This is a genomic window from Pontibacter sp. 13R65 (assembly GCF_047525655.1).
Lineage (GTDB): Bacteria > Bacteroidota > Bacteroidia > Cytophagales > Hymenobacteraceae > Pontibacter.
In genome coordinates, this window is record NZ_JBLIQL010000009.1 from 134,470 (window position 1) to 147,417 (window position 12,948).

The following is a 12,948-nucleotide window of genomic DNA, read 5'->3' on the forward strand; positions in this document are numbered from 1 at the left end:
TCAACGTTTTCATATTCCAATCAATTTAAATAATTTCTGCCATAGAACGGGCAAAAGGGCCGCTTGTTTATAGCTTCGCCTCCAAAATTGTTCCGGACCTTAAATAGGTACAGCCACACCTGCAGGAGGTGTGGCTGCTTTTAATATGAATCAAGGTAAAAGCTGTAGTTGGTACTACAAATTCAGCCAGGCGCGGAGCAACTCCAGCTGCGGTGCGGAGGGGGCAGGAGCTGGCTCTAATCTATGCATAACAGAGCTACTTACAGTAGTCACTTTCCCTTTTAGTTTTTTCTTTTTCAGCTTACCGGCCTTGTTTCGGCGGGCAACCACAAACTCGATTTTACTTCCGGGAGCCGCATTCTGAAGCTCAAATCCTATTAGGTCGCGCACTGTTTCGGGAGTGATTTCTTTGCCATTCATCGAGATCAGCTGATCCCCGGCCTTAAACCCGATTTCCTTGCCGAAGGCATCCATTTCGCCTGTTTCTGCTACAGTAATCCGCCCGGTTTCCTGGTCGAGGCCTGGTACAAAACCTCCGTATGAGTTTACTGTTTGGGTACCGTCCGGGTCGTAGCGAATGCCAACTTTGGCAAAGGTTTCCTGTAAGGGCAGTGGCTCCGATCCTTCAACATATCTTGTGAAAAAGTCACGTATCTCCGGGTAAGTAAGTTCAGTTATTTTGTCGAACAGCTCATCGTCCTGAAAGGGTTTGTCTTTTCCGTAGGTTTTAGACAGGTCCAGCATCAGGTCTCGCAAGCTGTATTTCCCATCCGATAATTCCCGCAAACGAATATCCAGCACCAGACCGATCAGGGCGCCTTTCTGGTACACATTGGGGTATTGTTCCTCGTGCTCCTCCAGCACGCGGGCACTCATTTCGGTAAAGGGCAGGGTATCGTTATAATAGTTACGCGCCGTAAAAATGTACTCCCGCACCTTTTCCATGTAATCTTCTATAGAAATAAGTTTTTCGTACACCTGCACGTGCGATGCAAAATATTCAGTTACTCCTTCATATAACCACAAATGCTTCGACATTTTGGGTTCTATATAATCGAAGTTGCCGATCTCTTCTGAGTGAATAGAGAGCGGCGTAACAATGTGGAAAAATTCGTGTGCTGCCACATCGCGCACCGTAGAAGTGAATTGTGCTTCGGGCATTTCTGGCAGAAAATAAACGGAGGAATAGGAATGTTCCAGCGCTCCGTAGGAGCCTGTTTTACCTACCTTCTCCGGCACATAAATCAGGAAAGCGTATTTATCTACGGGTAGAGTTCCTCCCAGGTAACTACGTTGCGCTTCTAGTATATCCTGCACGTTGGCTGCTATAGGGCCGGAGGTTACCTTGCCTGTTGGGCTGTAAACTGAAACCAGTACTTCTGTTTCTCCCAGGCGCAGCACTGTGGTGTCGGGTACGTTGTACATGAGTGGGCTGTCGGCCAGGTCCATGTAATTGTCGAGTTGGAACTTGTCTGAAGTAGCAGTGGTAGAAACAGCCTGCAAGGGAGTGGAACCATAGAAGCCTGCTGGTTTAGTAATATTCAGTTCGTATGGCACCTGTTTCATATTGTCGAAGTATCCAATAAAACCGTAGGTGTTGAGCAGGAAGTTTTTATTTTCTTCTATGTTCGTGCCGGCTGGCTCAAAAATCATATCTTCCCGCTTTGGCGTATCAAAGGTGTCGTCTACCCAATAGGTTATTTTATGGAGGGCAGTGGCATTGGTCACTTTCCATCGGTTTTCGTCGAGCTTTTCGGTTTGTAACTGCTTACCGTTTTTATCGAATGCTTTGAAATCATTTATAAACTTTCCGAAGTCGGAGATAGAATAGGTGCCGGGCACAATTTTGGGCATGTTGTAAATAATTTCTTTCTGGGATATGGCAGGCGCCAGCATAGTAACCATTACACGGTCGTTTTGCACCTTGGTTAGGTCCAGGGTAAAGCGGTATGATGTAGGTTCTTGTGCAAAGGCGGCCAGGCGAAGGACCAGGCTCAGCCCCAGGAATAGAAATGTTTTGCGAAGCGTCATGCTCAGGTTTTTAGGTTTAGAATAATTTACTAACGAAAAGGGGCAAATTTGGGTATGCGGTTATTTTGGAGTAAAATAGTGCTTAGGGTAGCTCCCCCTGCTCGGAAGAAAAGTATTGTGGGTGGAGGTGTTTAACTAAGGTATAAAAATTTCTTGAATTTATTGTGCTGTCCTTGCTCAAGCCTTGGTGAGATAAGTTGATTTTAAGCTCTGGAAGGCCATTTTCATTTGAATAATTTAATGGTTGAGTAGAGGAAGGAGCTGTTGCCGGTAGTAAGGGCCTAAAAGCCGGAAGAAGTGAAAACCGAATTCACCACTGGCTGTTGTACTACCTAAACGCAAGAACCTGTTTATTTTTTATGCCAGAAAGCATCAGCATTATTATTCCCACTTATAATGAGGCAGAAGGAATTCAGCAGCTTATTTCGTACCTGTTAAAGGCAGGGAAAGACAAGGTGCGGGAGATTGTGGTATCGGATGGAGGCAGCACAGACCAAACGCAGGCCTTAGCGGCAGAGGCCGGCGCCATAGTAGTGCCATCGCCCAAAAAAGGAAGAGCAGCCCAAATGAATGCGGGAGCCCAGGTAGCTACAGGTGAGCTTCTGTATTTTCTGCACGCCGACACCTATCCGCCTGCAAAATTTGCACAGCTACTAACAGGAAGCCATTCTTCTGGTTATGGGGCTGGTTGTTTCAGGTTACAGTTCAATGATGATCATTGGTTTTTAAAAGCCAATGCCTTTTTTACCCGCTTCGATGTTGACAGTGTGCGCTTTGGCGACCAGAGCTTGTTTATCCGGAAAGACCTGTTTCACAGTATCGGAGGCTTTCGAGAAGACCTGGTGGTAATGGAAGACCAGGAAATTATTGGCCGAATCCGGAAAGTCACCCACTTTAAGCTCATTCCTGTTGCCGTTACCACCTCAGCTAAAAAGTACAGAGAGAATGGGGTGTACAGGCTTCAAGCTGTCTTTTTCCTGATCTGGGGCTTGTACTACTTGGGAGTGCCGCAGCTAAAGCTGGTGAATCTTTATAACCGTTTTATCAAAAAGTCGAAGCTGAAGCAGGCTCAGGGGCCAAAGTGAGGAAACAGTGCCAGGTCGTGCACATCGTCCAGATCGAAGAGTGTTGGCAGGAGCAAAGCGGTTCTTTTAATAGCCTGTAGGGTGCCTAGAGTCTGCTGCAGTACCAGTGGAGAGCTCCATGTTTTGTTATAGAAGAGGGCTTTCAAAGGTTCTGTGGTGCCAATCAGGTAATAGCCTCCGTCTTTTGCGGGACCAATGACCACCGGCTCCTTCTGCAAATAAGTGAAGGTAGTTTGTATATGCTCCGGCAAGAGCTCCGGGCAATCTGTTCCAATCAGAACTACGCGTTTATAACCTTTTTTAAAAGCAGCTGAAAAGGCTTGGAACATGCGGTCTCCCAGGTCGAGGCCTTGCTGCACGTATTGCTGATAGTGCGCATTTTTCCAGCTGTCTTGTTGGGGAATATATGAGTCGTAGTACAGGGCTTTGTCGGTGTCAGGCACCTGTGCTATTACCTGCAGCGTGTGCCCCAGCAGTTTCTGGTACACCAAAAGCGCCTGATCATCTCCTATATCTTTGGCAAGCCTAGTTTTTACTTTTCCTTTCTCGGTGTTTTTTGCGAAAATTATCAGCTGGTTCTGTGTCATGTGGCATGGCCTTAAGGTAAACGGCGCTGCAAATGCAGAAGAGTTATATAAAACCTGAATTAAACTAGCGCCCCCTGGCAGCTGGAGCCAGCTCCTGCGGTACACCCGTAGCAGTGTTGGCCTATACTTATTTCGCGGTTCTGAAGCAGGTCAGCTTTAAAGTCTTGAATGTGTTGTGGCAGGCCTCGCTTCAGGGGCAACTGTAGCATCTGGTTAAAATCGCAATCGTACAACTGGCCATCCCAACCAACAGAAAAAGTATTGCGGCACATCACTTTTCTTGCAGCAGCCGGATTAAAGGCGTTTATAAGCGTTTCCATGTATTGCTCGTATTTTTCGGTCATCAGCAAATAGTCTAAAAACCGGCTGATAGGCAGGTTAGTAATGGTAAAGAGATTGTTGAACTCCAATCCAAAGTTTTCTAGCAATTCTCTTTTATAATCCTGCTCCAGACGTTGCTGGTCAGGAGCAATGGCAGCGCCACCCGGATTGTAAACCAGGTTCAGGAGCAAGCCTGTACTCTCTTTGCCATAGCCAACTTCGTTAAGGCGTTTTATTGCTTCCAACGAAGCAGAAAAAACGCCTTCGCCTCGCTGTTTATCTGTATTGGCTTTAGTATAACACGGTAAGGAGGCAATTACCTGCACCTGGTGCTCCTTAAAAAAGGCTGGGTACTGGTGGTATTTTTTGTTCGATACGAGTATGGTCAGGTTGCTCCTTACCAATACTTCTGTGCCAAGCTTTGCCAGTTCGCTTACAAACCAGCAAAAGTGCGGATTCATTTCCGGGGCTCCTCCTGTTATATCTACTGTTTTTATACCCGAAGTTTTTACTGCTTGCAGGCAGGCTGCCATGGTATCACGTGTCATAACTTCTTTGCGGTCGGGGCCGGCATCTACATGGCAATGGGTGCAGGTTTGGTTGCACATATAACCTACGTTTACCTGCAAAATTTCCAGGTGTTGTGCCTTAAGCGGAAACAGGTCGGCTGTTTGTAGCTTTTCTCTAAACCTTTGCGTGGCGCAGCTGTTTGATTCCAGAAACTGCACCTGTTCTTTCGGGCTGGATAGGTAGCTTCCTCTTGCTTTGAGTGTTTTTATCATAATAATGTGTTCTGGCTAATCTTGTGCCTGTAATTGAGTACGAAGCAGCCCGGAAATTGGTAAGGCTAAGAACAGTAAAACTGGCCAGCAAGCCTAAGAATAAAAATGACAAATAATGCTCCGGAAGGCGTTTTTGATTTGAATAATTTAGCTGGGAAATCTTTTGTAGATTTTTTCGAAAAGGAAAGGCAATCTGATCGTTTGTTATTTGCCGTATATAGGCTGCACAGCACGCAGCGTTAGGTTAAGTGCAGTAGCCGTTTAAACTATTCCTATTTATGAATACCTGGATAACTTTTATTTTACTTTCTGTTGTTTCACTGTTTTGCTGTCAGTCACCTTCCGAAAGCAGGCTGGGGGAGGAAATGCAGGAGACTAGCCGGCAAGGCGCTGTGGGCGCAACGGATTCCCAGAAAAACCAAAACCCCTATTATTCCCGCACCGATACTTCCCGGCTGGTGCTTCCAGATTCTACATGGCGACGGGTATTGCCGGCAGATGTGTACCAGATTGCTCGCAAAAAAGGAACTGAACGTGCTTTTACCGGTAAATACTGGAACCATACAGGGCTTGGCACCTATTACTGCCGCGCCTGTGGCAACGCGTTGTTTCGCTCTGATGCCAAGTTTGCCAGCGATTGTGGCTGGCCCAGTTTTTTTGAAGTATTGCGCAAGAACAGTGTTACCTATCAAAACGACAATTCTCACGGAATGGAACGGATAGAGGTGCTTTGTGGCCGCTGCGATGGCCACCTCGGTCACCTCTTCGACGATGGACCTCCGCCCACCGGTAAGCGATTCTGCATGAACTCTATTGTACTGGACTTTGAACAAGGCCTCTAGTAGTTCCGGTGCTTTGCATGGTTAATACACCCGGAAGCCTCCTGCTTGTACCGCCTCTGGAGAGGAATAACTCTGTTTTTTATGTATAATGAGCATTCTGATTCAGGTGCAGGCGCAATGGTAATTTTAAAAAATAAATAAGCTTGTTCTCGGCAGTAAGACTATCACTTATTAGACATCTGGGAGTCAAAAAAATTAAGGCGGGGGCATTGGAAATGATTATGAAGTTTCATAAACTTGATTGTTTCAGAGACAAATTTACAGGTGCTCCTTTTTATTTTCAACGAATGTTCGTTATAATTGTCAAATAAACAATTTTTGACTTTTTTAGTAATCAATTCTGAAATTGCTTAAATCAGTAGATCTGGGACGACTGAAAAAAAACGCCTTACGTGAACATCTTTTCAGACAAATTACGTAAAAACATTATTTGTTATTCTGGCAGTAATACCTGATTTTTAGTATCCCATGCACATGTTTTTCCTTCTTACTAGAAAACAAATCTGAAAGATATTCCTTATTCTCTGTTAAAATTTCAAAAAAAATTTGCCGTCAAGAATATATGTCAAAAATACACTTAGTATTTATGTCAATCTCTTACTCAAAAGTAAATTATGTTAGTAATTTATTAAAGTCATGATTTTATATCGATAACAGGGCAAATGAATAATGGGCTGCGTCAGGAAAAATGCTAAATAATTCGATAACGTGGCATTGATGTAACAGAACAAACAGACGTTCAGACCTAATGTTGACAGCTTACGTATGGAAACAGTAACTAATACAAAAATATATGCTAAAAAAACTACTAATAACTACTCCTCTATTTATAATGCAGCATATGCCTCCAACTGCCCAAGTTGATTTAGCAGATGCTTGTTTCCAAACAAAATCTTTTGAATACTAAATTTTACTTTACTACATGCCGAAAATTTTATGAACAAAACTTTATCAAATCTCTTATCAGGTGTGGCAAGTACAACTGCAACCATTATGCTGGTGCAGTTCTCATTGCATAACACCGCTGTTGCTGCCGATAATGACTTCCTGCGTTCCCGGCATGTCATCAGCAAGGATCTTCGGGTTGCCATTACGGTAACTGGTAAGGTAACTGACGAGACTGGTGCCGGTTTGCCTGGGGTTACTGTAGCTATAAAAGGAACATCTATTGGTGCCGTAACAGACATTGACGGAAACTTTTCGCTTAATGTGCCCGATGGGCAAGAGAATGGAACACTGGTGTTTTCTTACGTAGGTTACACCCAACAGGAAGTTCCAATCAACAACCGCTCTACGATTAGCATTCAGATGGCACCTGACTCCAGGACGTTGGGCGAAGTGGTTGTAATCGGTTACCAAACTATTCGTAAGGAAGACTTAACCGGAGCTGCCTCTGTTATTGCCCCTGAGGCTGCCAGAAAGGTGACAGCGGCTACCGTAGCAGAATCTATCCAAGGCTTGGCACCAGGTGTTACCGTGCGTAACTCAGGTCGTCCGGGTGCTGGTGCTGCTATTGACATTCGGGGAGTTGCCAGTTTTACGAACACCAGCCCGCTTTATGTAATAGATGGCATGATTGCAGATGCCTCACCAACCATCAACCCTAACGACATTGAGTCTATTCAGATTCTGAAGGATGCTTCGGCTGCGGCCATTTATGGTTCAAGAGCTGGTAACGGTGTAATTATCATTACAACTAAAAGGGGGGCACAAGGCCCTGCAAAAATTGGCGTTTCGATTAAGCAAGGGGTGCAACAGATCCCTAAACTGTGGAATGTAATGAATTCCGAAGAATTTGCTGCCACACAACGTCAGCAGTATGCCAACTCAGGCGATACCCCTCCGGGAAGCGTTTCGCTTACACCTCCACCAGCTACAGGTCCTAATAGCGTAAGGCACTGGACAGTAACCGATACCGACTGGCAAGACGAGACGACCCAAATTGGCACACTCTCAGACTATAACGTAACCTTATCAGGCGGAGGTGAGGCAGGTAACTACCTTATTTCTGGATCTTACTTCACCAACAACGGTGTGGTGAAAGGAAATACCTTCGACCGCGCGAGCTTACGTGTGAACACTCAGGGCAAGAAAGGCCGGTTTACTTTTGGTGAGAATCTGGTGCTGACGCACTCTTGGGAAGAGCGTCCCTTGCTGGCCAACCCTTTCTACGACATGCCACAGTTGTTGCCGGTAATTCCGGTACGGCATCCAAACATGATAACTCCCGATAACCCTGGCGGTTGGGGACTAGGTGAACGGGATTTTGCGCCTATTTACGCCTGGAACTACCTGGCTATGCGTGAGCTGTTTGAATCTACCCATAAATACACAAGAGCAGTAGGTAACGCCTATGCCGATCTAGAGATTACTGACTGGTTAAAATACCGCTTCAATGCGGGTGTAGATGCCGGATTTGATTTCCACCAGAATACGCGCAGGCAAGGTAACTGGGTATTAGCGCAGGCTTTCGAGCCTACTCACGTGTACCAGGACAGACAAAATTTCAGTACCATCCTGTTAGAGCACACCTTAAACTTTGGAAAAACCTTCGACCGCCATAACATTAACGGTGTGGTAGGATATACCCAGCAGTTTAATCGAAGAGAAAGAGTGGAAGCCAGACGTAATGAATTGTGGAATTCAAGAGGTGACTATCTTTCAACTATCAGTTCGGGAATAGGTGATCAGACCTCAGAAGGTGGGGTTATGGAAAACTACAGAATTAATGGAACTCTTGGTCGTCTCAACTATACCTATGACGACAAATATTTAATTACCCTTACTGGTCGATATGATCAGGACTCACGTTTTGGGGTAGACAACCGTAGCAAGTTCTTCCCATCAATTGCACTAGGCTGGCGGATAAGCGAAGAAAATTTCCTGAACGCGGCATGGTTGTCTGATCTTAAGTTAAGAGCTTCTTATGGTCAGTTAGGAATAGCTACGGTAGGCTCTTGGGATTATTTAGGTGTTATAAACACTAATCCAAGAATTATTTTCGGACCCGATCAAAGTGTTTTCGTAGGAGCTTACCAAGCCAGATTAGCTAATCCAGATATTCGCTGGGAAACCCGAACTTCTAGAAACATTGGGTTTGATGGCTCTTTCTTGAATAATAGAGTACTGGTAACTGCTGAATATTATCACTCACTCTCAGAAGATGTTTTGGTACAACTTCCTCTAGCCTTCTATACAGGTAACCTTGGTGGAGATCCCTTTGTAAATGCTGCTTCTATTAGTAACCGGGGCGTTGAGTTTTCTGCTACATACCGTAGTGGTACAGATGGGCCATTTATATGGGATATTTCAGCCAACTTTACAACCATCAAGAATAAAGTAGAAGAATTGGGTGATCTTGGTGAAGGTGTGACCTATCTGCAAGCTGGTCACACCCGCTCACAGATTGGCCGTGGCATTGGAGAGTGGTATGTGCTGCAAACAGATGGTATTTTCCAGAGCGAAGAAGAAGTTAGAAACCACGTAAACGAAGCCGGTACTATTATTCAGCCATTTTCTAAACCTGGCGACATCCGCTTCAAAGACCTGAATGGTGATGGCCAGATCAATGACGGCGACCGTGCATTTTCAGGTTCTCCTTGGCCTACCTTGCAAACTGGTGCGCAATTCAACGCTTCTTACAGTGGTTTTACCTTTAACCTGCAATTGGTTGGCGTATTCGGACACACTGTTTACAACGACGTGAGAAGAATCCTCGATTCATATGTGAACACCAACTTCCGTCGCGACATCAGCCCGTGGACACCGGAGAACACCAACACTTCTGACCCTCGATTAGCACGAAATACAGAAGAAGGTATTATCCTGAACAACAGAGGAGAATCTGATCGCTGGTTAGAGAATGCTTCTTACGTACGTGTCAGAAACTTGGAAATTGGCTATAATCTGCCAGCTGCCTTCCTGAGCAGAATCCACACCAACAATGCACGTATTTTTATCAGTGGACAAAATCTTCTGACCATTACTAAGTACAGTGGCCTTGATCCTGATGTAACAGGTGGTGGAGACAATCCTATTTTAGAAAGAGGATTAGATGCCGGTAACTGGCCAGCTAGTCGTGTATATTCTGTTGGTTTAAATTTCGAGTTCTAAAATTTAATTTTGAAGATTTTGTATGAAAAAGAAATTATATTTTATAATAGTAACTGTGTTCCTTGTAACCAGTTGCCAGGAGGATTTAGATATCCCAAACCCAAATGCTCCCACAACTGATGCGTTTTGGGAAAATGCCAATAATGCTCAATTTGGTGTGAATGCCATCTACAGTACTTTACATAGAGGTCCTATTGCTTTGTGGCAATGGTTTTACTACACCGTACGCTCCGACGAAGCATTTAGCCGTAGCCCAGATGTTGCAATTCCTAATAATATGGATCGGTTCCTTATTAGCGACTATAATTTTGGAAGAACAAATGATGTTTACGGGAGTAACTACATAGGCATTTTTCGCGCAAATCAGGTGTTGGCAAATGTCCCAGGTATAGAAATGGACGAAAACCTAAAAGCTCGTCTACTGGGAGAAGCAAAATTCTTTAGAGGCTTCTTTTATTTTAATTTAGCTAGCTTATATGGTAATGTTCCATTAATATTGGAGCCGGCTCAAACAACTAGTGATATACAATTGCCATTTAACTCTTCCAGAGATGAAATTTGGGCACAAGTCGCTAAAGACCTTAGTGAGGCGGCAGATGCATTGCCAATTAGGTACACCGGTAACGACATTGGCCGAGTTACCAAAGGAGCTGCTTACGCTCTTTTAGCTAAGGTTTATATGCAGCAGCGCAATTGGGGTGCCGCCCTTGTGCCGTTGGAGTGGTTAGTAATCGGCGAAGGAAAAGACGTTTACAATCTAGTGCCTGACTACCGACATAACTTTTTAGCCACTACAGAGAATAATATAGAATCGGTTTTTGAGTGGCAGTTTGCTACAAATCAGTCTGAGATTACCGATAATGACGTACAGACTCCCAATCAGAACTATGGTACTCCACTGCCTCAATTTATTGGACCAGCCAATGTAGGATTCTCCGATGCCGAAATGCACCGTTGGGTGGTGAATGAGTTTAATGAACAGACTGTAGATGGTGAGCGAGATCCTCGTGTAGGTGCTTCCTTCTTCTTTAATTTTATGGATGAGGATGGACCGGATTCTACTATGATATATGGCGAAAGCTTTACTTCTCGTTATGGCGCAAATGATAACAGAGTGTGGCTGCGAAAATTTTCAAACGATGCACTGCCAGGTCGTACAGCCGAAGGTTTCCGTTCGGCTAATAACTACCGCTTTATCCGGTATGCAGATGTGCTGCTGATGTATGCTGAAGTGCTGAACGAGCTTGGTAGAACACCAGAGGCTTATCCGCATGTGGACCGTGTAAGACAAAGAGTTGGCCTGCTTTCATTAACTCAGGCAAAACCAGGGCTAAGCCAGGAGGCATTCCGTCAGCAGATAGAGCATGAGCGTGTTACAGAACTGGCCGGGGAAGGCCACCGCTGGAACGACTTGGACCGTTGGGGTTATTTCGAGAGCCAGGAAAAGCTGAACATGCTCATTCAACGAGATCCGGCTTTTAATACCTTTGTATTAAACCGCCATAGACTTCTGCCATTGCCACAAAGAGACGTCGATGTTAACCCTAACCTGATTCAAAACCCGAACTATTAATTTTGAGTTCTTACTGTCAGGGCCCTGTATTTGTCTTGAAAGGCAGGTCAGGGCCCTGACTTTTTTATTAACCCTAGAGCAATCAAAAACAAAAATACCTCCGGAAAGGTGTTTTCATTAGCATAATTTACATGTTAAACTATTATTGCTTTAGGGTAATTGGTAAATCCTCAGAATAAACCACCATACTAGTCTAGTAGCAGTTTACTAGATCAGTAAACCAGAAAAAAGGAAAACCTGACGCTGCACTATCAGCAAGATCAGATTTGGCCTGCTGTCGCTTTTGCCTTTTTTATCTTCAGAAGTCCTGTTTAATTTGAATCATCCGTATACAGAAAGCTATAGTACATGCTGTCTGATAACAGGTAGATCACCAGCAAAACTTGCAAATCTACCCGCGGAAATTGCTACCTGATTTAGATGCTTATGAGAACTCCTAAACATTTGCTTTTTGCCTTGTGCTGCTTTCTGCTGTGCAGCAGCGCAGGTTGTAAAAAAGAAAACGAGCCAGAGCGCCAAACCACTACACCGCCATCCACCGGCCCCGAAACTACCTTCACCAATCCCTTGCTGCCAAGTGGGCCAGATCCGTGGGTGGCTCAGAAAGACAGCTTCTACTACTACACCCACACCTTGGGTAACAGAATTGGGCTCGCTAAAACAAAGCACATGTCGCAGCTGAAAGAGGCTACCTTGCAAACTGTCTGGACACCTCCGGCACAAGGGCTTTATTCCCGTAACCTGTGGGCGCCGGAACTACATTACCTCAACGGTAAATGGTATGTTTATTTTGCCGCAGATGGCGGGCAAGATGCAGACCACCGCATGTATGTCATCGAAAATTCCGCTGATGACCCCACCACCGGGACCTGGGAGTTTAAAGGGAAAATTTCCGATACCTCCGACAAATGGGCGATAGATGGAACCGTGCTGGAGTATAATGACGAGCAGTATTTTCTCTGGTCTGGCTGGAGGGGCAACAACGACCCCGGCATTCAGCAACTTTACATTGCCCGCATGACCAACCCTTGGACACTGGAGGGCGAAAGAGTGATGATATCGGAGCCAGTGTACCCCTGGGAGAGAAATGGATTGGTAAACGAGGGGCCTCAAATCCTGAAAAACGACAACGGCCAGGTTTTTCTGATCTATTCTGCCAGCGGCTGCTGGACCGATGACTATGCCCTTGGCATGCTTACCTTAAAAGAAGGAGGCAATCCGCTCAAACCTTCTGACTGGACCAAAAGCCCCAATCCTGTTTTCTCCAAAAAACCAGCAAACAACGCCTACGGACCAGGTCACAACGGCTTTTTTAAATCGCCTGACGGCACCGAAGACTGGATTATTTACCATGCCAATCCTTCGCAAGGGCAAGGCTGTAGTGGCTCCCGCAGTCCCCGCATTCAAAAGTTTACCTGGAACGCAGACGGAACGCCTAATTTTGGTGAGCCTGCTGCCCTTAGTTCCCAACTTTTAAGGCCATCTGGTGAGGTGAAATAAGGTTTCTTTACAAGAAAGTGAGGAGCACCTAAAGCTAACAACAAAGCATTAAAGGAGAGGGCGCCGGATGAACAGGAACTGCAAAAAATAATCTTGTGAAGACCCGGGGCCTAC

At 45.2% G+C, this 12,948-nt stretch carries 8 protein-coding genes; 5 read left to right on the forward strand and 3 right to left on the reverse strand.

What is annotated here, in order from left to right; genetic code table 11:
• Positions 1 to 174: 174 nt before the first annotated feature.
• Complete coding sequence (locus ACMA1I_RS12920; RefSeq protein ID WP_337068772.1) at positions 175 to 2,031, reverse strand: peptidase M61; 1,857 nt, start codon at positions 2,029 to 2,031, stop codon at positions 175 to 177.
• Between the two features lie 359 nt (positions 2,032 to 2,390).
• On the opposite strand from ACMA1I_RS12920, the gene ACMA1I_RS12925 reads away from it, so the two are divergent.
• Positions 2,391 to 3,116 carry a TIGR04283 family arsenosugar biosynthesis glycosyltransferase gene (locus ACMA1I_RS12925; RefSeq protein WP_337068774.1) on the forward strand — a complete coding sequence of 242 codons (726 nt, stop codon included), beginning with the start codon at positions 2,391 to 2,393 and terminating at the stop codon, positions 3,114 to 3,116.
• Here the strand turns inward: ACMA1I_RS12925 and ACMA1I_RS12930 are convergent.
• Together ACMA1I_RS12930 and arsS are read right to left on the reverse strand one after the other, a co-directional pair.
• The gene (locus ACMA1I_RS12930) at positions 3,101 to 3,703 is read right to left on the reverse strand and encodes a TIGR04282 family arsenosugar biosynthesis glycosyltransferase (protein ID WP_337068776.1); all 603 of its coding nucleotides are present in this window, start codon (positions 3,701 to 3,703) and stop codon (positions 3,101 to 3,103) included. The two genes, ACMA1I_RS12925 and ACMA1I_RS12930, sit on opposite strands and share 16 nt — an antisense overlap.
• 59 nt (positions 3,704 to 3,762) lie before the next feature.
• Positions 3,763 to 4,806: an arsenosugar biosynthesis radical SAM (seleno)protein ArsS gene (gene arsS, locus ACMA1I_RS12935; protein WP_337068778.1), complete on the reverse strand. Its 1,044-nt coding sequence runs from the start codon at positions 4,804 to 4,806 to the stop codon at positions 3,763 to 3,765.
• A gap of 278 nt (positions 4,807 to 5,084) precedes the next feature.
• Between arsS and msrB the strand changes: the two genes are divergently transcribed.
• From msrB to ACMA1I_RS12955, 4 genes are all read left to right on the forward strand, one after another.
• Positions 5,085 to 5,648, forward strand: a complete 564-nt coding sequence (gene msrB, locus ACMA1I_RS12940) for a peptide-methionine (R)-S-oxide reductase MsrB (protein ID WP_337068780.1) — start codon at positions 5,085 to 5,087, stop codon at positions 5,646 to 5,648.
• A gap of 936 nt (positions 5,649 to 6,584) precedes the next feature.
• Positions 6,585 to 9,761, forward strand: a complete 3,177-nt coding sequence (locus ACMA1I_RS12945; RefSeq protein ID WP_337068781.1) for a TonB-dependent receptor — start codon at positions 6,585 to 6,587, stop codon at positions 9,759 to 9,761.
• Positions 9,762 to 9,783: 22 nt separating this feature from the next.
• The gene (locus ACMA1I_RS12950) at positions 9,784 to 11,334 is read left to right on the forward strand and encodes a RagB/SusD family nutrient uptake outer membrane protein (protein ID WP_337068782.1); all 1,551 of its coding nucleotides are present in this window, start codon (positions 9,784 to 9,786) and stop codon (positions 11,332 to 11,334) included.
• A gap of 426 nt (positions 11,335 to 11,760) precedes the next feature.
• Positions 11,761 to 12,834, forward strand: coding sequence for a glycoside hydrolase family 43 protein (locus ACMA1I_RS12955; RefSeq protein WP_337068783.1), 1,074 nt, complete (start codon positions 11,761 to 11,763; stop codon positions 12,832 to 12,834).
• The last annotated feature ends 114 nt before the right edge of the window (positions 12,835 to 12,948 follow it).

Bases quoted from the DNA above. Each gene is read 5' to 3' on its own strand.
- ACMA1I_RS12920 (WP_337068772.1), bottom strand. From the start codon at position 2,031: ATGACGCTTCGCAAAACATTTCTATTCCTGGGGCTGAGCCTGGTCCTT.
- ACMA1I_RS12925 (WP_337068774.1), top strand. From the start codon at position 2,391: ATGCCAGAAAGCATCAGCATTATTATTCCCACTTATAATGAGGCAGAA.
- ACMA1I_RS12930 (WP_337068776.1), bottom strand. From the start codon at position 3,703: ATGACACAGAACCAGCTGATAATTTTCGCAAAAAACACCGAGAAAGGA.
- arsS (WP_337068778.1), bottom strand. From the start codon at position 4,806: ATGATAAAAACACTCAAAGCAAGAGGAAGCTACCTATCCAGCCCGAAA.
- msrB (WP_337068780.1), top strand. From the start codon at position 5,085: ATGAATACCTGGATAACTTTTATTTTACTTTCTGTTGTTTCACTGTTT.
- ACMA1I_RS12945 (WP_337068781.1), top strand. From the start codon at position 6,585: ATGAACAAAACTTTATCAAATCTCTTATCAGGTGTGGCAAGTACAACT.
- ACMA1I_RS12950 (WP_337068782.1), top strand. From the start codon at position 9,784: ATGAAAAAGAAATTATATTTTATAATAGTAACTGTGTTCCTTGTAACC.
- ACMA1I_RS12955 (WP_337068783.1), top strand. From the start codon at position 11,761: ATGAGAACTCCTAAACATTTGCTTTTTGCCTTGTGCTGCTTTCTGCTG.